The organism is Streptomyces sp. NPDC031365 (genome assembly GCF_055569765.1).
In genome coordinates this window covers 233,117-256,601 of sequence record NZ_JBVIIM010000008.1, presented here as the reverse complement: position 1 = coordinate 256,601, position 23,485 = coordinate 233,117, and the positions used below count along the sequence as shown (strand labels likewise).

The 23,485-nt window shown below is 71.0% G+C and carries 23 protein-coding genes; 9 read left to right on the top strand and 14 right to left on the bottom strand.

Going from position 1 to position 23,485, the window contains the following annotated elements; genetic code table 11:
- Positions 1-112: 112 nt before the first annotated feature.
- Positions 113-451: a hypothetical protein gene (locus ACZ5C2_RS15605; RefSeq protein ID WP_468790599.1), complete on the bottom strand. Its 339-nt coding sequence runs from the start codon at positions 449-451 to the stop codon at positions 113-115.
- 128 nt (positions 452-579) lie between these two features.
- Between ACZ5C2_RS15605 and ACZ5C2_RS15600 the strand changes: the two genes are divergently transcribed.
- Positions 580-1,275: a uridine kinase family protein gene (locus ACZ5C2_RS15600; protein ID WP_468790597.1), complete on the top strand. Its 696-nt coding sequence runs from the start codon at positions 580-582 to the stop codon at positions 1,273-1,275.
- A gap of 314 nt (positions 1,276-1,589) precedes the next feature.
- Here the strand turns inward: ACZ5C2_RS15600 and ACZ5C2_RS15595 are convergent, their stop codons facing one another.
- Positions 1,590-2,312, bottom strand: a complete 723-nt coding sequence (locus ACZ5C2_RS15595; RefSeq protein WP_468790595.1) for a SigE family RNA polymerase sigma factor — start codon at positions 2,310-2,312, stop codon at positions 1,590-1,592.
- A 243-nt stretch (positions 2,313-2,555) separates the two neighbouring features.
- Between ACZ5C2_RS15595 and afsQ1 the strand changes: the two genes are divergently transcribed.
- The 5 genes from afsQ1 to ACZ5C2_RS15570 all read left to right on the top strand — a co-directional run bounded on the left by afsQ1 (position 2,556) and on the right by ACZ5C2_RS15570 (position 6,403).
- The gene (gene afsQ1 / locus ACZ5C2_RS15590) at positions 2,556-3,233 is read left to right on the top strand and encodes a two-component system response regulator AfsQ1 (protein ID WP_385471655.1); all 678 of its coding nucleotides are present in this window, start codon (positions 2,556-2,558) and stop codon (positions 3,231-3,233) included.
- On the top strand, positions 3,230-4,840 hold the full coding sequence (locus ACZ5C2_RS15585) for an ATP-binding protein (RefSeq protein ID WP_468790593.1): 1,611 nt from the start codon (positions 3,230-3,232) through the stop codon (positions 4,838-4,840). The genes afsQ1 and ACZ5C2_RS15585 overlap by 4 nt, the downstream gene beginning before the upstream one ends.
- Positions 4,837-5,460, top strand: coding sequence for a hypothetical protein (locus tag ACZ5C2_RS15580; RefSeq protein ID WP_468790591.1), 624 nt, complete (start codon positions 4,837-4,839; stop codon positions 5,458-5,460). Before ACZ5C2_RS15585 ends, ACZ5C2_RS15580 begins: the two co-directional genes overlap by 4 nt.
- Before the next feature lie 101 nt (positions 5,461-5,561).
- Entirely contained in the window at positions 5,562-6,143 is a 582-nt protein-coding gene (locus ACZ5C2_RS15575) for a VanZ family protein (RefSeq protein WP_468790589.1), read from the top strand.
- 59 nt (positions 6,144-6,202) lie between these two features.
- Positions 6,203-6,403 carry a PspC domain-containing protein gene (locus ACZ5C2_RS15570; protein WP_190100414.1) on the top strand — a complete coding sequence of 67 codons (201 nt, stop codon included), beginning with the start codon at positions 6,203-6,205 and terminating at the stop codon, positions 6,401-6,403.
- 116 nt (positions 6,404-6,519) lie between these two features.
- On the opposite strand, the gene ACZ5C2_RS15565 is transcribed toward ACZ5C2_RS15570, so the two are convergent.
- Positions 6,520-6,867, bottom strand: coding sequence for an ATP-binding protein (locus ACZ5C2_RS15565; protein ID WP_468790587.1), 348 nt, complete (start codon positions 6,865-6,867; stop codon positions 6,520-6,522).
- 139 nt (positions 6,868-7,006) lie between these two features.
- Positions 7,007-8,164 carry an adenosine deaminase gene (locus ACZ5C2_RS15560; RefSeq protein WP_468790585.1) on the bottom strand — a complete coding sequence of 386 codons (1,158 nt, stop codon included), beginning with the start codon at positions 8,162-8,164 and terminating at the stop codon, positions 7,007-7,009.
- A 113-nt stretch (positions 8,165-8,277) separates the two neighbouring features.
- Here ACZ5C2_RS15560 and ACZ5C2_RS15555 point away from each other — a divergent pair, with 113 nt between their 5' ends.
- A complete protein-coding gene (locus ACZ5C2_RS15555; protein ID WP_468790583.1) occupies positions 8,278-9,042 on the top strand; it encodes an alpha/beta hydrolase in 765 nt (254 codons plus the stop codon).
- Between the two features lie 104 nt (positions 9,043-9,146).
- Here the strand turns inward: ACZ5C2_RS15555 and ACZ5C2_RS15550 are convergent, their stop codons facing one another.
- Positions 9,147-10,109, bottom strand: coding sequence for a LysR family transcriptional regulator (locus tag ACZ5C2_RS15550; protein WP_468790581.1), 963 nt, complete (start codon positions 10,107-10,109; stop codon positions 9,147-9,149).
- A gap of 63 nt (positions 10,110-10,172) precedes the next feature.
- Between ACZ5C2_RS15550 and ACZ5C2_RS15545 the strand changes: the two genes are divergently transcribed.
- Positions 10,173-11,477: an MFS transporter gene (locus ACZ5C2_RS15545; RefSeq protein WP_468790527.1), complete on the top strand. Its 1,305-nt coding sequence runs from the start codon at positions 10,173-10,175 to the stop codon at positions 11,475-11,477.
- A gap of 190 nt (positions 11,478-11,667) precedes the next feature.
- Complete coding sequence (locus ACZ5C2_RS15540) at positions 11,668-12,684, top strand: sigma-70 family RNA polymerase sigma factor (RefSeq protein ID WP_468790525.1); 1,017 nt, start codon at positions 11,668-11,670, stop codon at positions 12,682-12,684.
- Here ACZ5C2_RS15540 and ACZ5C2_RS15535 read toward each other — a convergent pair.
- From ACZ5C2_RS15535 to ACZ5C2_RS15495, 9 genes are all read right to left on the bottom strand, one after another.
- Positions 12,568-12,924, bottom strand: a complete 357-nt coding sequence (locus ACZ5C2_RS15535; protein WP_468790523.1) for an STAS domain-containing protein — start codon at positions 12,922-12,924, stop codon at positions 12,568-12,570. The two genes, ACZ5C2_RS15540 and ACZ5C2_RS15535, sit on opposite strands and share 117 nt — an antisense overlap.
- Before the next feature lie 317 nt (positions 12,925-13,241).
- Positions 13,242-14,519: a thymidine phosphorylase gene (locus ACZ5C2_RS15530; protein WP_468790619.1), complete on the bottom strand. Its 1,278-nt coding sequence runs from the start codon at positions 14,517-14,519 to the stop codon at positions 13,242-13,244.
- A 98-nt stretch (positions 14,520-14,617) separates the two neighbouring features.
- Positions 14,618-15,016, bottom strand: a complete 399-nt coding sequence (locus ACZ5C2_RS15525; protein ID WP_468790521.1) for a cytidine deaminase — start codon at positions 15,014-15,016, stop codon at positions 14,618-14,620.
- Entirely contained in the window at positions 15,013-16,287 is a 1,275-nt protein-coding gene (locus tag ACZ5C2_RS15520; protein WP_468790519.1) for an ABC transporter permease, read from the bottom strand. Before ACZ5C2_RS15520 ends, ACZ5C2_RS15525 begins: the two co-directional genes overlap by 4 nt.
- Positions 16,284-17,408, bottom strand: coding sequence for an ABC transporter permease (locus ACZ5C2_RS15515; protein ID WP_468790517.1), 1,125 nt, complete (start codon positions 17,406-17,408; stop codon positions 16,284-16,286). The genes ACZ5C2_RS15520 and ACZ5C2_RS15515 overlap by 4 nt, the downstream gene beginning before the upstream one ends.
- A complete protein-coding gene (locus tag ACZ5C2_RS15510; RefSeq protein ID WP_468790515.1) occupies positions 17,408-18,985 on the bottom strand; it encodes an ABC transporter ATP-binding protein in 1,578 nt (525 codons plus the stop codon). Before ACZ5C2_RS15510 ends, ACZ5C2_RS15515 begins: the two co-directional genes overlap by 1 nt.
- Positions 18,986-19,181: 196 nt before the next feature.
- Complete coding sequence (locus tag ACZ5C2_RS15505) at positions 19,182-20,231, bottom strand: BMP family lipoprotein (protein WP_468790513.1); 1,050 nt, start codon at positions 20,229-20,231, stop codon at positions 19,182-19,184.
- Between the two features lie 262 nt (positions 20,232-20,493).
- Complete coding sequence (locus tag ACZ5C2_RS15500; protein ID WP_468790511.1) at positions 20,494-21,543, bottom strand: BMP family lipoprotein; 1,050 nt, start codon at positions 21,541-21,543, stop codon at positions 20,494-20,496.
- Positions 21,544-21,950: 407 nt separating this feature from the next.
- Positions 21,951-23,180 carry an amidohydrolase gene (locus ACZ5C2_RS15495; protein WP_468790617.1) on the bottom strand — a complete coding sequence of 410 codons (1,230 nt, stop codon included), beginning with the start codon at positions 23,178-23,180 and terminating at the stop codon, positions 21,951-21,953.
- Between the last annotated feature and the right edge of the window lie 305 nt (positions 23,181-23,485).

Below are 23,485 nucleotides of genomic sequence, written 5' to 3'. Positions count from 1 at the left end.
CCCCCCCCCCCCCCCCCCCCCCCCCCCCCCCCCCCCCCCCCCCCCCCCCCCCCCCCCCCCCCCCCCCCCCCCCCCCCCCCCCCCCCCCCCCCTCCGCCGCGTTCCCGTCCGGTCAGCCCCTCAGCGCGTCCGTCGCCTGCCCGGCCACCGCGACACTGTCGACCGAGGGCGCCTGGGCGACCGGGCCGGTGACCGAGCGTGAGTCCACCGCCCGGAAGTCGGCGACCTGGGTGCCGACGCCGTTGTCGAGCGGGTCGACGCCCGTACCGGCGAGCGGGTTGGGCTTGAGGTCGGCGATCGCGCCCACGGCATGGCCCGCGTCGTCGAGGACGGGTACGGATTCCGCGGCTGCCGCCGTCGTCGCACCGGCGCCGAGCGCCACGCCCGCGGTCGCGAGGACCGCCAGGGCGCGCCGGGCGGTCGGCGTCCTGAATACCTTGTGTCGGGGCATCGCTGTGCCACCCATCACCTTCGCTGAGTGATCGGTCCATCGCGAAGAGTGGTTCATGCGTGACGGGCGCTTCAAAGCCATCCCCCGGGGTCGTACGCCGCCCGGCTGATGCCCCAGACTGGTGTCCCGTGAGTTCCCAGTCGCCCATATCCGCGCGAGTCGTGCTGCTCTGCGGCCCTTCCGGCTCCGGCAAGTCCCTTCTCGCGGCCCGCTCCGGCCTTCCGGTGCTGCGTCTCGACGACTTCTACAAGGAGGGCGACGACCCGGCCCTCCCGATGGTCGCGGGGAGCTCCGACATCGACTGGGACCATCCCGGCTCCTGGGACGCGGACGCCGCCGTCACCGCGATCGGCCGGCTGTGCCGCACCCGTCGGACACAGGTTCCCGTCTACGACATCTCGCTGAGCGCCCGTACGGGTGAGACGACCCTCGACATCGGCGGGACCCCGCTGTTCATCGCGGAGGGCATCTTCGCCGCGGAGATCGTCACCCGCTGCCGTGAACTGGGCCTGCTGGCCGACGCACTGTGTCTGAGCCGGGGGCCGGTGCGGACGTTCCGGCGGCGCTTCCTGCGGGACCTCAGGGAGGGCCGCAAGTCGGTGCCGTTCCTGCTGCGCCGCGGCTGGCGGCTGATGCGGCTGGAGCGGTCGATCATCACCCGGCAGACGGCGCTGGGCGCGTACGCCTGCGACCGGGACGAGGCGCTGGACCGGCTGGCGAAGGCCGCGGTCGCCGGGCGTTCGGTGACACCGGGACCAGGCGCGGCGGACCAGGTTCGGATCGAGCCGATGAGGCGGTCGAGGATCAACAATTCGGCGAGGTAGAAGGCGAAAGCGAAGGCGAACACGGGGCGAGTACGGGGCACAGCCAGTATCGACGCCCCCCGGCGCGCCAGGGGGCGGACACACGAAAGAGCGGGACCGCGCTACAGGCCCCCCGGCCCTGCGCGGTCCCGCTGTTTCGCACTCCCCTGTGCTTCCCCCGTACCCCCGTGCTCCCCCGAGTTCCCCCGTGTCCCCCTCGGACCCTTGGTGCATCCCCCCACGGGCCGTGGTCCACCGGAACTCCCCCGAATCCCGGATCCCCGATCCCCCGTGCGCCTGGAGGGTTTCCCCCATCCTCCAGGCTCCCCCAGCCTTCAGGCGACAAGCTCCCCGAAGGCGCTCTCCTCGTCACGGCCGAAGCTGAGGACCTCGTCCTCACGCAGCCGGCGCAGCGACCGCCAGATGCTGGACTTCACCGTGCCGACACTGATGCCGAGGATGTCCGCGATCTCCGGGTCCGTGCGGCCCTCGTAGTAGCGCAGGACCAGCATGGTGCGCTGGAGCTCGGGCAGCCGGGCCAGCGCCTGCCACAGGACCGCGCGCAGCTCCGTGCCGCGCATCGCGTCCGTGTCACCGGCCGTCTCCGGCAGTTCCTCGGTCGGGTACTCGTTCAGCTTGCGGCGGCGCCACGCGCTGATGTGCAGGTTGGTCATGGTGCGGCGGAGGTACCCGCCGACCGCCGCCTTGTCGCTGATGCGGTCCCACGCCCGGTAGGTCGAGAACAGCGCGCTCTGCAGCAGGTCCTCGGCCTCGAAGCGGTCGCCGGTCAGGTGGTAGGCGGTGGCGTACAGGGAGGCGCGGCGCTCCTGGACGTAGGCGGTGAACTCCACCTCGCTCAGTGAGCGGCGCTCCCCCGAGCCCTCCCCGTACGTGTCCCCCGTGGATGCGTCAACCACCGTCATGATCGTGGTGTGCTGACGCCCGGTGCCGCGGGCGCACCCCCGCATGCCCGCCGCACCGGACTTCTCGGAACCCCGGTTCACGTCGTGCAGACGCGTGATCACTGCGCTGGTGCTGGTGCCGTGCAGCGTATTCATCTCGCGCCCCCCGTCGTGGACTTCCGGTGTTCTGCCCTGCTGTTGTGCTCGTGCCGAGAAGCTTGCCCGGGGACCTTCATGGCCGTGTCAGCCGACTGTCACAGGCGTGTCACAGGGGTTGGTCACGGTGGGTGCACAGGTCCTTCACAAGCGTCCGTGCACGTAGCGGCACGTATGGGGGCCCAATGGGCATCTGTCGCCCACGGGTCGAACAGGAAGCCCTCCATGGGCCAGAATGAGCCCGTGCCTTCCCTGTTGCTGATCGAGGACGACGACGCCATCCGCACGGCCCTGGAGCTCTCACTGACGCGCCAGGGTCACCGGGTGGCGACCGCTGCCAGTGGTGAGGACGGTCTGAAGCTGCTGCGCGAGCAGCGGCCCGACCTGATCGTGCTGGACGTGATGCTGCCCGGCATCGACGGTTTCGAGGTGTGCCGTCGTATCCGGCGCACCGACCAGCTGCCGATCATCCTGCTGACCGCGCGCAACGACGACATCGACGTGGTGGTCGGGCTGGAGTCCGGCGCCGACGACTACGTCGTCAAACCGGTGCAGGGCCGGGTGCTGGACGCCCGGATCCGGGCGGTGCTGCGGCGCGGGGAGCGGGAGTCCAATGACTCGGCCAGCTTCGGCAGCCTGGTCATCGACCGTTCGGCGATGACGGTGACGAAGAACGGCGAGGACCTCCAGCTGACGCCGACGGAGCTGCGGCTGCTGCTCGAGCTGAGCCGGCGGCCGGGGCAGGCGCTGTCCCGGCAGCAGTTGCTGCGGCTGGTGTGGGAGCACGACTACCTGGGCGACTCGCGTCTGGTGGACGCGTGTGTCCAGCGGCTGCGCGCCAAGGTCGAGGACGTGCCGTCGTCCCCGACGCTGATCCGCACCGTGCGCGGTGTCGGCTACCGGCTGGACCCCCCTCAGTGACACACGAGCACCAAGGGAGGGTCCGCGGCTGGTTCGCGGCGCGCAAGGGAGTCTGGTCCCGGCTGCGGTTCACGAGTCTGCGGCTGCGGCTGGTCGTGGTGTTCGGGCTGGTCGCGCTCACCGCCGCCGTGTCGGCGTCCGGAATCGCGTACTGGCTGAACCGCGAGTCGGTGCTGACCCGCACCCAGGACGCGGTGCTGCGCGACTTCGAGCGGGAGATGCAGAACCGGGCGGGTGCGCTGCCCGAGCATCCGACGCAGGACGAACTGCAGCGCACCGCCGGCCAGATGGCGACCAGCAGTCAGCGGTTCACCGTGCTGCTGGTCGCGCAGACCCCCGACGGGCGGACGGTGTACGGCAGTTCGGGCGGGCTGAACGGCTTCTCGCTGAAGGACGTGCCGGCGTCGCTGCGGGACGCGGTCACCGAGCGGCAGAAGATCACGTCGACCAACACGTACCCGCACCATCTGTACTGGCAGCGGACGGTGGACGACGACACCCCGTACCTGGTGGCGGGGACGCGGGTGATCGGCGGCGGGCCGACCGGCTACATGCTGAAGTCGCTGGAGCCGGAGGCCAAGGACCTCAGCTCGCTGGCCTGGTCGCTGGGGATCGCGACGGCGCTCGCGCTGATAGGTTCCGCGCTGCTCGCGCATGCCGCCGCGACGACCGTGCTGAAGCCGGTGCAGCGGCTGGGGGTGGCCGCGCGGCGGCTCGGCGAGGGGAGGCTGGACACCCGGCTCAGGGTGTCGGGCACGGATGAACTCGCCGATCTGTCCCGTACGTTCAACAAGGCGGCCGAGGCGCTGGAGAAGCGGGTGGCCGACATGGCCGCCCGGGACGAGGCGTCGCGCCGGTTCGTGGCGGACATGAGCCATGAGCTGCGTACACCGCTGACCGCGATCACGGCGGTGACGGAGGTCCTGGAGGATGAGCTCGAGTTCGAGGGCGGCGGCATCGATCCGATGATCGAGCCCGCCGTACGGCTGGTGGTCAGCGAGACCCGGCGGCTGAACGACCTGGTGGAGAACCTGATGGAGGTCACCCGGTTCGACGCGGGCACCGCCCGTCTGGTGCTCGACGACGTCGATGTCGTCGACCAGATCACCGCCTGTATCGACGCGCGTGCCTGGCTGGACGCGGTGGACCTGGACGCCGAGCGCGGCATCCACGCGCGGATCGACCCGCGCCGGCTGGACGTGATCCTGGCCAACCTCATCGGCAACGCGCTCAAGCACGGCGGCTCGCCGGTGCGGGTGGCGGTACGGGAGCACACCGCGGAGCGTGTGGACGGTGCGCGGAGCGCCGGGGACGGGGGCACCGTGGTCATCGAGGTGCGGGACCACGGGCCGGGCATCCCGGAGGAGGTCCTGCCGCACGTGTTCGACCGCTTCTACAAGGCGAGTGCCTCCCGGCCGCGCTCCGAGGGCAGCGGTCTCGGGCTGTCCATCGCACTGGAGAACGCGCACATCCACGGCGGTGAGATCACCGCCGCGAACTCCCCCGACGGCGGTGCCGTCTTCACGCTGCGGCTGCCGCGGGACGTGTCCGCGCAGAGTTCCCCGGAGCAGGCCGGCGACGAAGGCGCCGAGGGGGACGCGCGATGAGCGCGCGGTGGAGGACCGTCCGCCGCGCACGGGCGCTGCTGGCCGTCGGGGCGTTCGGGACGCTGCTGGCCGGGTGCGGGATCCGGGCCACGGAGGTGCCGACCGATTTCGGTCCGGCGCCGTCGCGGGTACGCTGCTCGCTGGCCGAGCCGGAGGTGTCCACGCAGGCCGGGCGAGGGCTGCCGGCGCAGGTGTTCCTGCTGTGCGGATCATCGCTGGTGGCCGTGGACCGGACGGTACGGGTGCCGGACGGCGCCGCGGACGGGCGGCGGCTGCTGGTGGCGCAGGGGCTGCTGGACGAGTTGTCGCAGCAGCCGTCGGAGGCCGAGCGGGAGGCCGGGTACACCACGCGGGTGCGGCGCGGGACGACGGTGAGCGGTCCGCGCCCCGGCGATCCGGAGGACACGCTGCGGCTGAGCACCGCGCCGGAGAACCTGTCCTCCTCCGGGCTGGCGCAGGTCGTGTGCACCTTCTCCGACTCGGCGGCCGCCGAGGGTGACGGGTCGGTGATCCTGGGAGGTCCGGACGACGGCCGGCCGCGCCGCTACGAGTGCACGGACGAGGTCCGTTCCCGTCCGGGTGACGAGGAGCCGCCGTCCACGGAGGCGACCGGCGGCTGAGCCGGGTCCGGGAGCGGTGCCCGGGCCCGTGGCGCATGCCTCACGCGGTGAACGGGTGACATCCCGGAACCGATCGTGCCGGACGTCGCGTCTTCGGGTTCGTGCAGCGTCAAGGCTTCATCGGCGGCACCGCCGCGTCCCGTATCCGTGTGACAGGAGGGCTCCTCCTGGCCGCGCATCTCGCGTTCGTCGCCTGGTACACGCTGCGCCCGCTGGACGTCCCCTGGGTGATGCCCGCGAATCTGCGGCCGCTCGACGGCATCCGGGGAGAGTTCGCTCAGGGCTGGGTGACGGGGGCGCGGCGGATCGGTGAAGGGCTGGCGCTGCTCGCGCCGCTGGGGGTGCTGCTGCCGATGGCCGGAGGCCGGCTGGCGGTGTCCCGGCTGGGTTCGCTGATCCGTGCCATGACCGCGGCCGCCCTGGTGTCGCTGGCCGTCGAGATGCTGCAGACGGCGGTGCCCGGCCAGGTCGTGGACGTGGACTCGCTGCTGCTGAACACGGCCGGCGCGGCGCTCGCGCATGCGGCGGTGGTGCCCGCGGGCCGCGCCTGGCTGCGTCGCAGGGCCGAGCTGCGGCCCGTCACGGCCCTCCTCACGGAGGAGCCGGTTCAGGGGAGGACCCCGACGATTCCCAGGGTCGGGATCGCTCCGTGGGGCGACGCGTTTCCCCCCTCGTCTCCGTAACGTGGAGTACAGAGAGGCAGCCGACCGGCAGGCCTCGCACCACTGACGAAGGAGCCGTGATGAGCCGCCTCGCCCGCCCCACCAACGACCGGATGATCGGCGGAGTGTGCGCCGCGCTGGCCCGGCGCTTCGGCACCTCCACGACCACGATGCGGGTGATCTTCCTGGCGTCGTGTCTGCTTCCGGGACCGCAGTTCCTGCTGTACATCGCGCTGTGGATCCTGTTGCCCTCGGAGGACAAGGCACGGACGGCCTGGTAATCCGCGACCGCGGTCGCGACTGCCGACCGCGGAGGACCACCGTCTCCCCGCGAGTACGCCGACGGGGCGCACCCGGATTCCGGGTGCGCCCCGTCGGTGGTTTCCGCCTGGGCGGTTCAGCTGCCGAGCGGGACACCGTTGACGCTGAGGCCCTGGGTGGGCAGCTGGCTCACCGGCAGACCGCCGAGGAGGCCGGCACCCGGAAGCTCCGGACCCGCCGCCCCGGTCACCGGCCGCACGGTCGCCATGCCCGTGTCGGCCAGCTCCTGGCCTGTCGTCAGCGACTCGGACGAGCCCGGCGCGACGCCGGACAGCCGCTCCACCGGAGCGGCCTGGGTGACGGTGTCCAGCGCCTGGGCGGCGTCCGGGGCGGCCGGGGCCGCGTTGGCGGCACCCGCGCCGGCGGCGGCGAAGGCGGCACCGAGAGCGGCGACACCGAGGGTCTTGGCAGCAGACTGCTTCATGAAAATGCGTCCTCGAAATGGGATACGGGGATGTGAGCGGTGCTGTGACGGTAAACACGCGACACCGTCCGCCGCAAACACCGAAATGCGGAAGAATGGTGAACGCCGCTCGTGTTCACGTTTCCCGAGAACGCGCCTTTCAGCTCTCCGCTGTCGTAGAACCGCTGGTGGACGCGGTCTGCTGGAACAGCCATTCGGACTTCAGCTCGGCATATCCGGGCTTGATGACGTCATTGATCATGGCCAGTCGTTCATCGAAAGGAATGAACGCTGATTTCATCGCATTGACGGAGAACCACTGCATGTCGTCGAGCGTGTAACCGAATGCCTCGACCAGGTGCTCGAATTCCCGGCTCATGCTGGTGTGTGACATGAGGCGGTTGTCGGTGTTCACGGTGGTCCGGAAGTGCAGCCGGCGCAGCAGACCGATCGGGTGCTCGGCGTACGAGGCGGCCGCACCGGTCTGGAGGTTGGAGCTCGGGCACAGCTCCAGCGGGATGCGCTTGTCGCGGACGTAGGAGGCGAGCCTGCCGAGTTCGACCGTGCCGTCGTCGCGGACCTGGATGTCGTCGATGATGCGCACCCCGTGCCCGAGCCGGTCGGCGCCGCACCACTGCAGGGCCTGCCAGATGGACGGCAGCCCGAACGCCTCCCCGGCGTGAATGGTGAAGTGGTTGTTCTCCCGCTTCAGGTACTCGAAGGCGTCGAGGTGCCGGGTGGGCGGGTAGCCGGCCTCGGCGCCCGCGATGTCGAAGCCGACGACACCCAGGTCCCGGTAGCGGTTGGCGAGTTCGGCGATCTCCAGCGCGCGGGCGGCGTGCCGCATCGCCGTGAGCAGGGCGCCGACCCGGATGCGGTGGCCGTTCTCCCTCGCGCGCCGCTCCCCTTGCCGGAAGCCCTCGTTGACCGCCTCGACGACCTCTTCGAGGGTCAGCCCGCCGTCGAGGTGCTGCTCGGGTGCGTAGCGCACCTCGGCGTAGACGACACCGTCCTCGGCCAGGTCCTCGGCACACTCGGCGGCGACCCGGACGAGGGCGTCACGGGTCTGCATGACGCCGACGGTGTGCGAGAAGGTCTCCAGGTACCGCTCCAGCGAGCCGGAGTCGGCGGCCTCCCTGAACCACTGGGCGAGCTTGTCCGGATCGGTCTCGGGGAGCTGGAGGTACCCGCTGTCGCGGGCCAGGTCGACGACGGTGCCGGGACGCAGCCCGCCGTCGAGGTGGTCGTGCAGCAGAACCTTGGGCGCCCGGCGGATCCGGTCCGTTGTCGGGGTGGTCGCGATGGTCTGGCTCGTCATTTCCCAACTCTAACTCCTACGCGCGTAGATCACCGGGCGCGCGAATGCGTCGATACGTAACGGTGACCGCACGGACGGGTCGGGTACACCACCGCTTCTGAGAATGTTCTGTCATGGCACAGCAAGCGACACCGGTTCGCACCGCCCGGCTGGGGAGGGCGCTCGGCACGGAGCCGACGGTGGTGAGCGGTGTGGTGCTGCTGCTCCCCGACGGCGAGGAGGTCTCCACCCGCAGACCGTCGCCCATGGTGGCGGCCGCATCCGTACGGGGCCTCGGCCGCCGTCTCGCGCGCGCGGGACGGGAGCAGGGCCTCGCCACTCATGTCGTCCACTACCGCTACAGGGGCTGGAACGGCAGCGAAGCACATCTCGCGCACGACGCCGCCTGGGCCGCCGACGAGGCCGTACGGCGCTACGGGGACGTCCCCGTCTGCCTGGCCGGTCTCGGCATGGGGGGCAGGGCCGCGCTCCGCGCGGGGGGCCACGAGGCCGTCAGCTCCGTACTGGCGCTGGCTCCCTGGCTGCCCGAGGAGGATGTGGCGGCACCACCCGAACCGGTGAAACAGCTCGCCGGACGGCGCGTGCTGATCGTGCACGGCACGAATGACGCGCGGACCGATCCCGAGTTGTCGTTCCGGCTGGCGGCGCGGGTGAAGAAGGCGAACCGGGACGTGTGCCGGTTCGAGGTCCATGCGGACGGACACGGGCTGAGCCAGTACCGGGACGAAGTGCTGGCACTGGCCGAGGACTTCGTGATGGGGGAGTTGTTCGGGCGGGTGCTGTCCCGGCCCGTGCAGGATGCCCTGGCGGCACCTCCGCCGTTGGGGCTGCGGATGCCGCTCGCGGCGGGGTTCGGAAAGTCCTTGCGGCGGCGGTAGCGTCGCGGGGGTTCTGCCTGACGGCGGGTGCGGGGGCGTTGGGGGGCGCGCGGTTCCCCGCGCCCCTGGGACGTCTGCCCCGCGTCGGCAGCCCGGCACCCTTCTCACGTCTGCAGCAACGTGCCCCTCTTGCTGAGCAGGAACTTCTTGAAGGCTGCTACCGGGGGTGTGTCCGGGTGGCCGGCCAGCCAGGCCACGCCGATTTCTCTTGCCGCTCTGGGGGCCGTGACGGTCAGTTCCACGACTCCGGGGCGGGGGAACGGGGGCGGGGGGAGGAGGGCCACGCCCAGGCCTGCGGCGACCAGGCCGCGCAGGGTTTCCGCCTCCTCGCCCTCGAAGGCGATACGGGGTGCGAAACCGGCCTGGGCACAGAGGTCGTCGGTGATCCGGCGCATACCGTAACCGGGCTCCAGGGTCACGAAGTTCTCGTCCGCCGCCTCGGCCAGACGAACGCGGCGGCGGCCGGCGAGACGGTGGTCGGCGGGGACGACAAGGCGCAGCTTCTGCTCGTCGAGGCGGCGGGCGACGAGATCGGGGGCGTCGGGCACCGGAGAGGTCAGGCACAGGTCGAGCTCGCCCGCGCGGAGGCCTTCCAGCATGGCTTCACCGTAGTTCTGGACGAGGCTGAAGCGGATGCGCGGATGGTCGGCGCGGAAGGCGTGCAAGAGGCCGGGCACGGTCTCGGCGCCCATGGTGTGCAGGAAGCCGAAGGCGACCTTGCCGGTGGCGGGGTCGGCGTCGGCGCGCACGGCGTCGGCGGCGCGCTCGATCTCGGCGAGGGCGCGTTCGACGGAGGTGAGGAAGGCGCGGCCGGCGGGGGTGAGGGAGACGGTGCGACCGTGGCGGGCGAACAGGTCGACGCCCAGGTCCTCTTCGAGCCGGGCCATGGCCCGGGAGAGGGTGGACTGCGGTACCTGCATCTCCTGGGCGGCACGCGTGACGTGCTCGGTGCGGGCGACGCCGGCGAAGTGGGCGAGGCGGGGTGCGAGCAGCCTCGCCATGTCTTCCGTGTCTCGTGTGTCACCGGTCTGTGACAGCCGTCCTCGTGACCTCTGCTGATGCGTCATGGGAACGATTATGGCGATTCCATGCATTGGACGGATGAGCGGGCGGGTACGTAGCTTCGAGGCATGTCTCCCGCCAGTACCGGGGCGTCCACCAGTGTGGGCGCCGTCGCATCCGTTCCCTCCGCCCCGCCGCCCTTCTCCGAGTCCCGGATGTCCCCGGGCGGGCCCGGTTACCGCCGGATGAGTCTCGCCCTGTTCCTCGCGGGTGTCGCGACGTTCGCGCTGCTCTACTCCACCCAGGCCCTGCTGCCGCTGGTCTCCGGCGACTTCGCGGTGAGCGCGAGCGACGCGAGCTGGACGGTGTCGGCGGCGACCGGCGGTCTGGCGCTGTTCGTGCTGCCGATGAGCGCGTTGTCGGAGCGCTTCGGACGCCGTACGGTCATGACGGCCTCCCTGGCCGTCGCGGTGACCGTCGGGCTTCTGGTGCCGTTCGCCCCGTCGCTGGGCACGCTGGTGGCGCTGCGTGCGCTCCAGGGCGCGGCCCTGGCCGGGCTGCCCGCGTCGGCGACGGCGTATCTCGCGGAGGAGGTCACGCCCAAGGCGCTGGTGACGGCGATCGGGCTGTTCGTGGCCGGCAACAGCGTCGGCGGGATGAGCGGCCGGGTGATCACCGGCTGGGTGGCACAGGAGTGGGGCTGGCGGGTCGCCGTCGGGACGGTCGGGGTGATCGCGGTGGCGTGCGCGGTGGCGTTCCGGCTGCTGCTGCCCGCGCCGAAGCACTTCCGTCCGGGGTCGCTGCGGCCGCGGGTACTGGCCGGTGCGGTGCGCGACCACCTGGCCAATCCGTTGCTGCGGCGGCTGTTCGCGATCGGCGCGCTGTTCATGACGGTCTTCGGGGGCGTGTACACGGTCATCGGGTACCGGCTGACCGAGGCCCCGTTCTCGCTGCCGCAGGGCATCGCCGGTTCCGTCTTCCTGGTCTATCTGGTGGGCACCGTCTCCGCCTCGGCTGCCGGTCGGCTGGTGGGGCGGCTGGGCCGCCGGGGCACGCTGTACGCGGGGGGCGGGACCACGGCGGTGGGTCTGGTGCTGTCGCTGGCGGATTCACTGACGATGGTGCTGCTGGGGCTGGTGCTGATCACGGCGGGGTTCTTCGCGGGGCACGCGGTGGCGTCCTCGGCAGTGGGGAAGACGGCGACGCAGGGGCGTGCGCAGGCATCCGCGCTGTATCAGTCCGCTTATTACGTCGGGTCCAGTGCGGGGAGCACGGTGGGTGCGCTGGCGTTCCACGCGGGGGGCTGGGGCGGGACGGTGGCCGTCGGGCTGGTGGCGGTGGCGGGCGTCGCGGCGATCACCCTGGCGGGTACGCGGGCGGCGGCGCGGTCGGCGGCGCGGGCTGCGGCGCGGGCGGTCGTGCGACCGGCCTGAGCGTCTTCACCCCCGCCGCCCCTTCCCGTCCCTGCCCTGGGGCCCGGCCCCCAACCCCGCTGTGTTTGAGGAGCGAGGGCGCCAGCAAGTCCTGACCTGCGCGTTCGCCCGCTCGAAGGGCCGTTGTCAGTGGGCTGCGGTAGCTTCCGAAGTGGTCGATGACGACAACACCACATGGGGTGGGTGGACGATGACGAACGGCACGGCGACGACGACCGACCTGGACGCCACGCTGGAGAAGTACCGGGTCGAACTGACCGGGTACTGCTACCGGATGCTCGGCTCGTCCTTCGAGGCGGAGGACGCGGTGCAGGACACCATGATCCGCGCCTGGCGCAGTCACGCCACGTTCGAGGGGCGCTCCAGCCTGCGCTCCTGGCTGTACCGCATCGCGACCAACGTGTGCCTGGACATGCTGACGGCGGGCAACAAGCGGGCCCGCCCCATGGACCTGACGGAGTCCACGCCCCTGGCGCGGGCCGCGCTGTCCCCCCGCCCCGACAGCACCTGGCTGGAGCCGATGCCCGACGGCCGGGTGCTGCCCACGCCCGCCGACCCGGCGGAGGCCGCGGTCGCCAAGGAGTCGGTGCGGCTGGCGTTCATGGCCGCGCTCCAGCAGCTGCCCGCCAAGCAGCGCGCGGTGCTGATCCTGCGCGAGGTGCTGGCCTGGAAGGCGAGCGAGGTCGCCGAGCTGCTGGGCACATCGGTGGCGTCGGTCAACAGCGCGCTCCAGCGGGCCCGGGCGACGCTCGCGGAGCGGCAGCAGCCGGGGGCCGGGGCGTCGGTGTCCGACCCGCTGGACGAGGAGCAGCAGAAGCTGCTCGAGCGCTATGTGGCGGCGTTCGAGGGGTACGACATGGCGGCGCTGACCGCGCTGCTGCACGAGGACGCCATCATGACGATGCCGCCGTTCGACCTGTGGCTGACCGGCGCCGACGACATCACAGGCTTCATGACGACGCTCGGTGCCCCCTGCGCGAACTCGCGGCTGGTGCCGGTCGAGGTCAACGGGCTGCCGGGGTTCGCGCAGTACAAGCCCGACCCGGAGGCCGGCGGCTTCACACCGTGGGCGGTCCAGGTGCTGGAGATCTCAGACGGCAGGATCACCGGGTTCCACTGCTTCCTGGACACCAAGCGGTGGTTCCCGCTGTTCGGGCTGCCCCTCCATCTCGAAGCGGAGGCCGACGAGGTCGAGCAGGGCGCATAGCGCCGGGGAGGGGTCGCGCAGCCGTATACGGCCCCCGCGGCGGCGGGCGGTGAGCTGGAGCCGCGCGAGGAGGTTCACGGCGGCGAGACCGGGCGGGCCCAGTCCGCCGACGTCGCACACGACCACATCGCCGCCCGAGCCGCCGCCCCCGCTGTCCAGCAGCGCCCGCAGCGCGTCGCACGGCCCGCTCACCTCGTCCCGGGTGAGGGGGCCGCTGAGCACGAGCACGGGCGGTGTCATGGCATCCACAACCGGTAGACCGGCCGAGGGCCCGCAACTCATCGCGAGGGGCACCGAAAAGATCACGTTGACCCGGGTGCGGGCTCCCCCGGGAGGGTTGGCTGTATGCGCCGCAGCCCCTCCTGCCCTCCCCCGGTGTCCGGTGCCCCCAGCCGCCGCGAGGAGCGGGATGCCAGCGGTGGCGTAGGCGGCGGGGATGTGGGGGTCCCCTTCCGTGTGCTCCCGTCCTCTCCTTCGGTGCGTCACCGGGTCCAGCATGGCGAACGGGACCGGCAGGGGTCCACCGGTCCCGTTCACCCGATCGGGGAAATCGCTGGTCAGGCGATACGTTCCAGCACGACCGGGGTGGCCGTGAAGTCCGTGCCCAAGGCCTCGATGTCGTACGAGCCGTCCACCGACTGGAGCGCGTAGTCGAAGCGCTCGGGGGTGTCCGTGTGGAGGGTCAGGAGGGGCTGGCCCTCGGTGACGCGGTCGCCGGGCCTGGCGTGCAGCTCCACGCCCGCGCCCGCCTGCACCGGGTCCTCCTTGCGGGCGCGGCCCGCGCCGAGGCGCCAGGCGGCGACGCCGACACCGTAGGCGTCGAGGCGGGTCAGGACGCCGGTGGACGGGGCCTTGATCACGTGCTGTTCGCGGGCCACCGGCAGCGGTGCGTCCGGGTCACCGCCCTGCGCCGCGATCATGCGGCGCCAGACGTCCATCGCGGAGCCGTCGGCGAGGGCCTTCGCCGGGTCGGCGTCCTTCAGGCCGGCCGCGTCGAGCATCTCGCGGGCGAGGGCGAGGGTGAGCTCGACGACGTCCGCGGGGCCGCCGCCGGCCAGGACCTCCACCGACTCGCGGACCTCGAGCGCGTTGCCGGCGGTCAGGCCGAGCGGGGTGGACATGTCGGTGAGGAGGGCGACCGTCCTCACGCCCGAGTCGGTACCCAGGCCGACCATCGTGCGGGCCAGTTCGCGGGCGTCCTCGATGGTCTTCATGAAGGCGCCGGTGCCGACCTTCACATCCAGGACCAGGGAGCCGGTGCCCTCGGCGATCTTCTTCGACATGATCGAGGAGGCGATGAGCGGGATCGCCTCGACCGTGCCGGTCACGTCGCGCAGCGCGTAGAGCTTCTTGTCCGCCGGGGCCAGTCCGTCGCCGGCCGCGCAGATCACCGCGCCGGTGCCGTCCAGCACGGACAGCATCTCCTCGTTGGAGAGCAGGGCACGCCAGCCGGGGATGGACTCCAGCTTGTCGAGCGTGCCGCCGGTGTGGCCGAGGCCGCGGCCGGACAGCTGCGGTACGGCTGCCCCGCAGGCCGCGACGAGGGGGGCCAGCGGGAGGGTGATCTTGTCGCCGACGCCGCCGGTGGAGTGTTTGTCGGCAGTGGGGCGGGAGAGGGACGAGAAGTCCATGCGCTCGCCGGAGGCGATCATCGCGGCCGTCCAGCGGGCGATCTCACCGCGGTTCATGCCGTTCAGGAGGATCGCCATGGCGAGGGCGGACATCTGCTCGTCGGCCACCTCCCCGCGGGTGTACGCGTCGATCACCCAGTCGATCTGCTCGTCGCTGAGTTCGCCGCGGTCCCGCTTGGTGCGGATGACGGAGATGGCGTCCATGGCCATGGCTGGGGTTCCTTCCGAAGGTGCGAAGGGCGCGGCCCCTCCGGCCGGCGTGTCGACGCTGTCGACAGCCGCCCGCAGGGGCCGCACGGGAGTTACTTGGTGAGGTGCTGCGGGCCGAAGGCCTGCGGCAGCATCTCCGACAGCGGCACGATCCCCGCCGGGGTCTCCAGGAGCAGACCGGGGCCGCCGAACTCGTACAGCAGCTGGCGGCAGCGGCCGCACGGGACGAGGATGTCGCCGTTGCCGTCCACGCAGGTGAAGTGCGTGAGCCGGCCGCCCCCGCTGCGGTGCAGCTCGGAGACCATTCCGCACTCGGCGCACAGGCCGAGCCCGTAGCTGGCGTTCTCGACGTTGCAGCCGGAGATCGTACGTCCGTCGTCGACCAGGGCGGCGACGCCGACCCGGTATCCCGAGTAGGGGACGTACGCGTGGGTCATGGCCTCCCGCGCCACCGTGCGCAGCGCCTCCCAGTCGGCGTCGGCGGCCGTCATTTGCCTTGTCCCTTCCGGTACGGCATGCCGTTGGCCCGGGGCATGCGCAGCCGCTGGGCGGAGAGGGCGAGGACGACGAGGGTGATGACGTACGGGGTGGCGGCGACGACCTGGTTGGGGACCTCGTTGGTGCCTGCGTACCAGGCGAAGACGAGCGCGCCGATGACCAGGGTGATCACCGCGTGGACGTACTTCTTGCGGATCACGAGCCAGATGGCGCCGATGAGCAGCAGCAGCGCGCCGAGCAGCAGCAGGGCGTGCACGTTGGCGGAGCCGCCGCGCAGGTTGAGGCTGTCGGTGTAGCCGAAGAGGCCGGCGCCGATGGCGAGGCCGCCGGGCATCCAGTTGCCGAAGATCATCGCGGCGAGGCCGATGAAGCCGCGGCCGCTGACCTGGCCCTCGAGGTAGAAGGGGTTGGCCACGATGGAGAGGAAGACACCGCCGAGGCCGGCCAGGGCTCCGGAGATGACCACGGCGAGGTACTTGTACTTGTAGACGTTGACGCCGAGGGACTCGGCGGCGACCGGGTTCTCGCCGCAGGAGCGCAGGCGCAGGCCGAACGCGGTGCGCCACAGGATGTACCAGGAGGCGGGGACGAGGGCGACGGCGATCAGGGTCAGCCAGGAGACGTCGGTGACCAGTCCGCCGAGCAGGCCCGCGACGTCGGAGACGAAGAACCAGCCCTTGTCGTTGAGCTCCCTCAGCCCGTCGGAGAGTCCGGGCACGGTGAAGTGGCCGAGGGAGTCGACCGCCGGGGACTGCTTGGCGGAGCCGCCCTGATGGCCCTCGAAGGCCAGCGGGGCGAGGTAGCGGGTGGCGCCGAGGGCGAGGATGTTGATGGCCACACCGGAGACGATGTGGTTGACGTTGAAGGTGACGGTGACGAGCGCGTGCACCAGGCCGCCGAGCGCGCCGCCCATGAGGCCGACGAGGATGCCGGTCCACGGGCCCCACTGGAATCCGGCCCAGGCACCGAACCAGGTGCCCATGATCATCATGCCTTCGAGGCCGATGTTGACGACACCCGCGCGCTCGGCCCACAGACCGCCGAGGCCGGCGAGTCCGATCGGGACGGCGAGTTGGAGGGCGGTGGACATCTGGCTGACGTTGGTGATGCCGTCGGCGCCGGTGATGAGGCGCACGACCGAGACCAGTGCCAGGGCTCCGGCGATGACCAGGAGCAGGACGGGCCACGACATACGGCGGCCGGTCGGCGGTGCGTGCTCGAGCGACGGCTGGTTGACGTCGGTCGCTGTGGTCGGAGCGGTCATCGGCCGGCCACCTCCTTCGTGGTGTTGTTGTCGGCGCCCATGACGTGGCCCGCGGCGAGCTCGGCGCCGACCCGGTGCTGCTGGCGGCGCAGGCCCCACTCGCGGACGGCCTCGTAGGAGACGACGACGGAGAGGACGATCAGGCCCTGCATGATGACCGCGATCTCCTTGTCGTAGCCGTGGAAGTCCAGCTCGGGCGAGGCCTTGTCGAGCCAGGCCCACAGCAGGGCCGCGAAGGCGATGCCGACCGGGCTGTTGCGGCCGAGCAGGGCGATGCCGATGCCGAGGAAGCCGATGCCGGTGGGGAAGTTGAGGTTGTAGGTGTGGGAGTCACCGAGAAGGATCGGCAGCCCCGCGAGGCCGGCGATGGCGCCGGAGAGCAGCATGGCGGTGAGGACCATGCGCTTGGGGTCGACGCCGCTGGCGGAGGCGGCGGACTCCGAGGCGCCGGAGGCGCGCAGGTCGAAGCCGAAGCGGGTGCGGTTGAGGACGACCCAGTAGGCGGTGCCGAGCAGGACGGCGAGGATCACCAGACCGTAGATCTCGCCGGCCGCGCCCATGTCGATGCCGGGGATCCAGCCGGACTCGTGCATCTCACCGGTGGTGCTGTTGTTGCCGATCTTGACGCCGAAGACGTCCGGCTTCCACATGTAGACGATCAGCGAGGTGGCGATGGCGTTGAGCATGATCGTGGCGACGACCTCGCTGACGCCGCGGGTGACCTTGAGGACACCCGCGATGCCGGCCCAGAAGGCGCCGGTGAGCACGGCGGTCAGGAGCAGCAGCGGGACCTGGAGGAACGCCGGGAGGGCGGCGTGGGCGCCGACGACGGCGGCCATCATGGCGCCGAGCTGGTACTGGCCGTCCACGCCGATGTTGAACAGGTTCATCCGGAAGCCGACGGCGACCGCGAGGGCCGCGATGTAGTACATCGACGCCTGGTTGATGATCAGGACCTGGACGTCCGAGAAACCGGCCTGCTCGAACATCAGGGCGAACGGTTCGACCGGGCTCTTGCCGGAGGCGACCAGGACGATCGCGCTGAGCACGAAGGCCACGGCGAGCGCGATGACCGGCCCGGCCACCGCGAGGAGCGCGCGCTCCTTGTCGAACTTCTTCATCAGCGGGCCTCGTCTTCCGGAGACTCGGCGGACTTGGACAGGCCGGCCGGGGTCTCGGGGGTCTCGTCGTGTTCGAGGTGGCCCTCGGCGGCGCCGGTCATGGCGGTGCCGAGTTCCTCCGGGGTGATGGTGGCGGGGTCGGCGTCCGCGACCAGCTTGCCGTCGTAGATCACCCGGAGGGTGTCGGACAGGCCGATGAGCTCGTCCAGGTCGGCGGAGATCAGCAGCACCGCGAGGCCCTCGCGGCGGGCCTCGCGGATGTGGTCCCAGATGGCGGCCTGCGCGCCGACGTCCACACCGCGGGTGGGGTGGGCGGCGATCAGGAAGCGCGGCTTGTGGGTCATCTCGCGGCCGACGATCAGCTTCTGCTGGTTGCCGCCGGACAGGGAGGCCGCGGTGACGTCGATGCCGGGGGTACGGACGTCGTACGTCTCGACGATGCGGCGGGTGTCCTCCTGGGCGGCCTTCGGGTCCAGCCAGATGCCCTTGGCGTTGGGCTTCTCGGTGACGTGGCCGAGGATGCGGTTCTCCCAGAGGGGGGCCTCCAGGAGCAGACCGTGGCGCTGGCGGTCCTCGGGGATGTAGCCGATGCCCTGCTCGCGGCGCCTGCGGGTGGGCCAGGCGGTGATCTCCTCGTCGGCCAGCCGGATCACACCGGAGTCGGCGGGCCTGAGGCCGATGAGGGCGCCGACCAGTTCGGTCTGGCCGTTGCCCTCCACACCGGCGATTCCGAGGATCTCGCCCTCGTGGATGGTGAAGCTGATGTCGTCGAGCAGGGCCTTGCCGCCGGGGGCGGCCAGGCGCAGCGCCTCGACGGTGATGACGGGGCGGTCGGTGACCGTGGACTCGGCGGTCTCGGGGGTGGGCAGTTCGCTGCCGACCATCATCTCGGCGAGCTGGCGCGGGGTCGTCTCGGCGGGGACGGCGGTGCCGACCGTCGTGCCGCGGCGGATGACGGTGATGTCGTCGGCGACGGAGAGGACCTCGCCCAGCTTGTGGGAGATGAAGATGACCGCCAGGCCCTCGGCCTTGAGCTCACGCAGGTTGTCGAAGAGCGCGTCGACCTCGTGCGGGACGAGGACGGCGGTGGGCTCGTCGAGGATCAGGGTGGTGGCGCCGCGGTAGAGCACCTTGAGGATTTCCACGCGCTGGCGGGCGGCGACACCGAGTTCCTCGACCAGGAGGTCGGGGCGGACGTCGAGGCCGTAGCGCTCGGAGAGCTCCTTGATCCTGCGGCGGGCCTTGGCGCCGATGCCGTAGAGCTTCTCGCTGCCGAGGACGACGTTCTCGAGGACGGTGAGGTTGTCGGCGAGCATGAAGTGCTGGTGCACCATGCCGATGCCGCGGGCGATGGCGTCGGCGGGCGAGGAGAAGCTCACCTGCTCGCCGTGGACCGTGATGGTGCCCTCGTCCGGCTTCTGCATGCCGTAGAGGATCTTCATCAGGGTCGACTTGCCGGCGCCGTTCTCACCGACGAGGGCGTGGACGGTGCCCTTGCGGACGGTCAGGTGGATGTCGTGGTTGGCGACGACACCGGGGAAGCGCTTGGTGATCCCGGCGAGCTCCACGGCGGTCACCGAATCGTTGACCGCCGCTCCGGCCGGAGGGCTGCTGGACGCGTTGATGACGCACTCTCCTGGGGACGGGGGCCGTCTACGCGCGTAGTGCCCCTACGGCATACAAAGGGGTGGCGCCCTTGACCGACGGGGTACGAGGAGCCCGGCTCCTCGTACCCCGTCGAGCGGTCGCGACCCCGCGGTGTTTCAGGGTTGCTCAGCTCGACTCGACCTTGATCTCGCCGCTGATGATCTTCTCCTTGGCCGTCTTGATGGCTTCCTGGAGCTCGGCGTCGTCCGCGAACTTCGGGTTGGAGTTCGACAGGCTCACCTCACCCGTCTTCAGATCGCCCTTGACGATACCGGTCGCGGGCTTGCCGTCCTCGACCGACTTCGCAAGGTTGTACACCGCCTTGGCGACGTCCTTCATCGCCGAGGTGAGGATCGAGTCCTTGTACTTGGCGAGGGCCTCGTGCTTGTACTGGTCGGAGTCGACACCGATCGCCCACACCTTGTTGGCGGCGGCGGCCTCGATGACGCCCTGGCCGGACAGGCCGGCGGCCGCGTAGACGACGTCGGCCTTCTTCTCGATCTGGCCCTCGGCGGCGGACTTGCCCTTGTCCGGGCTGGAGAAGCCGCCCTCCTCCGCGGTCTGCGTCAGGAACTGCGAGATGACCTTGACCTTGGGGTCGGTGTCCTTGACGCCCTGCTCGAAACCGGCGCGGAACTTGTGGATCAGCGGAATGTCCACACCGCCCACGAAGCCGACGGTCTTCGTCTTGGTGCTCTCGGCGGCGGCGACACCGGCCAGGTAGGAGGCCTGCTCCTCGGAGAAGACCAGGTCGGCCACGTTGTCGGCCTCGACCGTGGCGTCGTCGACGATGCCGAAGGTGGTGTCGGGGTACTTCTCCGCGGCGCCCTTCACCGCGGCGGCGTACGCGTAGCCGACGCCGATGACCGGGTTGTAGCCCTGCTTCGCCAGCGAGGACAGTCGCTGCTCCTTGTCCGCGTCCGTCTCGCCGTCGGTGGGCTCGACGTCGGCGGTCTCGTAGCCGAACTGCTTCTTCGCCTGCTCCAGGCCGGCGAAGGCGGCGTCGTTGAAGGACTGGTCACCCTTGCCGCCGACGTCGTAGGCGATGGCGAGGCCCTTGTTCCCCTTGGGCTCCGAGGAGCTCGAGGAGGTGGAGGTGCCGCCACAGGCGGAGAGGGCGAGGGCCAGGGAGGCGGTCGCTGCGCCTGCGACCGTGATCCGGGAAATCCGGCGCATGTGGTGCTCCTAGTGGTACAAGCGCCGGGACGGGTTCAGCTGCGGCGCTGCCTTTTCCGCAGATTAACGCGCGTAGACCTGCCTGAAAACCCCTTCTGTCCACCTTGTTATCCGCCCGTGGCCAAGCCGGCTCCGAGCCGTGGTCACGGCCTTGCCGATCACGAACGGGAGGTGGCGGTGGGTGAGCGGAAGCGGACACGGCGAAGCGGGCGGGCCCTCTGGTGGGCGCCCGCCCGCTTCGTACGGATATGCCGTGCTCCGACTACTCCGTCTTGACCTTGATGGAGCCGTCGATGATGCCTTCCTTGGCCTTGGCCACCGCGTCCGTCAGGCCCGCGACCTCGGCCATCTTCGGGTTGCTGTCGGAGAGGCCGACGCCGTCCACCTTCAGGTCGAAGACCTGGGTGCCGCTCAGCGGCTTGTCGTCCTGGACCGACTTGGCCAGGGCGTACACCGCGCCGCCGACGTCCTTGAGGGCGGAGGTGAGGATGTAGTCCTTGTACGGGGCGAGGGCTTCCTGCTGGTACTGGTCGGAGTCGACACCGATCGCCCAGACCTTCGCCTTGGCGGCGGCCTCGATGACACCCTGACCGGACAGACCGGCCGCCTGGTAGACGACGTCGGCCTTCTTCTCGATCTGGCCCTCGGCGGCGGCCTTGCCCTTGTCCGGGCTGGAGAAGCCGCCCTCCTCCGCGGTCTGCGTCAGGTACTGCGAGATCACCTTGACGTCCGGGTCGGTCGCCTTCACGCCCTGCTCGTAGCCGGCCTGGAACTTGTGGATCAGCGGAATGTCCACACCGCCCACGAAGCCGACGGTCTTCGTCTTGGTGGCCTTGGCGGCGGCGACACCGGCCAGGTAGGAGGCCTGCTCCTCGGCGAAGACGAGGGAGGCGACGTTGTCGCCCTCGACCACGGAGTCGACGATGCCGAAGGTGGTGTCCGGGTACTTGGCGGCCACCGCCTCCATGGCGGGCCCGTAGGCGAAGCCGACGCCGATGACCGGGTTGTAGCCCTGCTTGGCCAGCGAGGACAGTCGCTGCTCCTTGTCCGCGTCGGTCTCGCCCTCGGTGGGCTCCACGTCCGCGGTCTTGTAGCCGAACTCGTCCTTGGCCTTGGTCAGGCCGGCGAAGGCGGCGTCGTTGAAGGACTGGTCGCCCTTGCCGCCGATGTCGTAGGCGATGGCGAGGCCGAGATCTTCCTTGGAGCCACCGCTGTCGTTGCTGTCACCGCTGGTGCCCCCGCAGGCGGTGGCGGCGAGTGCGAGCGAGGCGACCCCCACCGCGACGCGGGTCAGTTTGGAAATCCGACGCATCTGAAGTCCCCATTCTCCAAAGCCCCGCAGTGGGTGCTCGGTTCGGCGCACATTAACGCGCGTAGACACTCCTGGGAACGGGGTTCCGCGGGGCTGTTATCCATTCGTGCCGATGGCTGTTACGCCCCTGTGAACCGGGGGGGGTCGTAGGGACCGGAGCGAGCGATCGGCGTGACGCGCGTGGCCTGCACGGGCCCCACGCTGCCTCTCTCCCGCGCAGTGCGCAAGCGGAGTGCGCGAGGGGAGGGGTCGGGTGGGTGGCGGTGGGGTGGCGGCGAGTGGGGTGGGGTGGGGACTGCCGGGAGACTCTCCCTCGCCGCCCCTTCCCGTCCCGAACCCGGGTCTCTCCGCCCCGGACCCCGCTCCTCGGACTCCGGAGGGGCTGGAATCAGCCCCTCCGGAGTCTGCTAGCGCAGGGCGTCCAGGAGGGCCGCGGCGGTGAAGAGCTCCACGCCGACGGTGATCGCGTGCTCGTCCACGTCGAAGTCGCCCTGGTGCAGGTCGCGCACGGTGCGCTCGCCGGGGGTGCGCACGCCGAGGCGCGCCATGGCGCCGGGGACGCGCTCCAGGTACCAGGAGAAGTCCTCGCCGCCCAGGCTCTGCTCGGTGCCCTCGACGGAGTCCACCCCGCGCCGGGCGATCATGGCGTCGCGCAGCAGCTCGGTGGCCCCGGCCTCGTTGACGACCGGCGGAACACCGCGCACGTAGTTGATCTCCGACTTGGCGCGGTGCAGGTTGGCCACCTCGTCGATGGCGGCGACCACGACGTCGGCGGCCTGCCGCCAGGTCTCCAGGTCCAGGCAGCGCACGGTGCCGGACAGTTCGGCGTGCTGCGGGATGACGTTGGGCGCGTGACCGGACTCGATCCTGCCCCAGGTCAAGGCGAGTCCGCTGCGGCTGTCGACGCGCCGGCCGACCAGGGCGGGCACGTCGGTGATGACACGGGCGGCGGCGGTGACCAGGTCGGTGGTCAGATGCGGGCGGGCGGTGTGTCCGCCGGGGCCTTCGAGGGCGATCTCCAGCCGGTCGCAGGCGGAGGTGATGGCGCCCTCGCGCAGCCCGATCCTCCCGGCGTCGACGCGGGGGTCGCAGTGCACGGCGATGATCCGGCCGACGCCCTCGAGCGCGCCGTCCGCGATGGCGTCGGCGGCGCCTCCGGGCAGCACTTCCTCGGCGGGCTGGAAGATCAGCCGTACGGGGCGGGGCAGCAGGCCCTGGCGGTGCAGTTCGGCGAGGACGAGACCGGTGCCGAGCACCACGGTGGTGTGCACGTCGTGACCGCAGGCGTGGGCGCGGTCGGGCACGGTGGACCGGTAGGAACACTCGGTCTTCATGTCGGGGATGGGCAGGCCGTCGATGTCGGCGCGCATGGCCAGGATCGCCGAGTCGGTGCCGGCCTCGTCGTCCGTTCCGATGTCACAGATCACGCCGGTTCCGCTGGACAGCACGCGCGGCCGGAGGCCGGCCCGCTCCAGACGCTCCTTGATCGCGGCGGTGGTGCGGAACTCCTGGTTGCCGAGCTCCGGGTGCATGTGCAGGTCGCGGCGGAACGCGACGAGCTCGGCACGCAGGGCCTCGGGCAACGCGCCGGGGAGCACCGCTCCGCCGGGGAGGTCGACCTCGGACTCCAGTGACATCAGTGGTTTCACCCTTTGAAGAGTAGGGCGCCGAAGCCGACTACCGACCCTCGATCAAGAAAAATCAGCCCGTCAGGGGAAGAAAAATCGGCCGCCCTACGCATAGCTGTCAATCGGGATGGGTAAAATTGCCGCTCTTTCGCGGGGTGAGAGGTCCCATGACCTGCCGGATCGTGACGTCCGTCACTGCCGTACGAGTGGCTCCGGCACCCATCCACTCCTTGACGGATACCACGCTCGGCGCAACCCACGCGGACCGGTTCATCTGGCGGACACCGGGCAGGCCGGGATGAGGGGGCGGAGAC

What these genes read in the sequence shown, in the direction of transcription:
- ACZ5C2_RS15605 (WP_468790599.1), bottom strand. Translation starts at nt 451, where the DNA reads ATGCCCCGACACAAGGTATTCAGGACGCCGACCGCCCGGCGCGCCCTG.
- ACZ5C2_RS15595 (WP_468790595.1), bottom strand. Translation starts at nt 2,312, where the DNA reads ATGAATACGCTGCACGGCACCAGCACCAGCGCAGTGATCACGCGTCTG.
- ACZ5C2_RS15580 (WP_468790591.1), top strand. Translation starts at nt 4,837, where the DNA reads ATGAGCGCGCGGTGGAGGACCGTCCGCCGCGCACGGGCGCTGCTGGCC.
- ACZ5C2_RS15570 (WP_190100414.1), top strand. Translation starts at nt 6,203, where the DNA reads ATGAGCCGCCTCGCCCGCCCCACCAACGACCGGATGATCGGCGGAGTG.
- ACZ5C2_RS15565 (WP_468790587.1), bottom strand. Translation starts at nt 6,867, where the DNA reads ATGAAGCAGTCTGCTGCCAAGACCCTCGGTGTCGCCGCTCTCGGTGCC.
- ACZ5C2_RS15560 (WP_468790585.1), bottom strand. Translation starts at nt 8,164, where the DNA reads ATGACGAGCCAGACCATCGCGACCACCCCGACAACGGACCGGATCCGC.
- ACZ5C2_RS15555 (WP_468790583.1), top strand. Translation starts at nt 8,278, where the DNA reads ATGGCACAGCAAGCGACACCGGTTCGCACCGCCCGGCTGGGGAGGGCG.
- ACZ5C2_RS15550 (WP_468790581.1), bottom strand. Translation starts at nt 10,109, where the DNA reads ATGACGCATCAGCAGAGGTCACGAGGACGGCTGTCACAGACCGGTGAC.
- ACZ5C2_RS15545 (WP_468790527.1), top strand. Translation starts at nt 10,173, where the DNA reads ATGTCTCCCGCCAGTACCGGGGCGTCCACCAGTGTGGGCGCCGTCGCA.
- ACZ5C2_RS15540 (WP_468790525.1), top strand. Translation starts at nt 11,668, where the DNA reads ATGACGAACGGCACGGCGACGACGACCGACCTGGACGCCACGCTGGAG.
- ACZ5C2_RS15535 (WP_468790523.1), bottom strand. Translation starts at nt 12,924, where the DNA reads ATGACACCGCCCGTGCTCGTGCTCAGCGGCCCCCTCACCCGGGACGAG.
- ACZ5C2_RS15530 (WP_468790619.1), bottom strand. Translation starts at nt 14,519, where the DNA reads ATGGACGCCATCTCCGTCATCCGCACCAAGCGGGACCGCGGCGAACTC.
- ACZ5C2_RS15525 (WP_468790521.1), bottom strand. Translation starts at nt 15,016, where the DNA reads ATGACGGCCGCCGACGCCGACTGGGAGGCGCTGCGCACGGTGGCGCGG.
- ACZ5C2_RS15520 (WP_468790519.1), bottom strand. Translation starts at nt 16,287, where the DNA reads ATGACCGCTCCGACCACAGCGACCGACGTCAACCAGCCGTCGCTCGAG.
- ACZ5C2_RS15515 (WP_468790517.1), bottom strand. Translation starts at nt 17,408, where the DNA reads ATGAAGAAGTTCGACAAGGAGCGCGCGCTCCTCGCGGTGGCCGGGCCG.
- ACZ5C2_RS15505 (WP_468790513.1), bottom strand. Translation starts at nt 20,231, where the DNA reads ATGCGCCGGATTTCCCGGATCACGGTCGCAGGCGCAGCGACCGCCTCC.
- ACZ5C2_RS15500 (WP_468790511.1), bottom strand. Translation starts at nt 21,543, where the DNA reads ATGCGTCGGATTTCCAAACTGACCCGCGTCGCGGTGGGGGTCGCCTCG.
- ACZ5C2_RS15495 (WP_468790617.1), bottom strand. Translation starts at nt 23,180, where the DNA reads ATGTCACTGGAGTCCGAGGTCGACCTCCCCGGCGGAGCGGTGCTCCCC.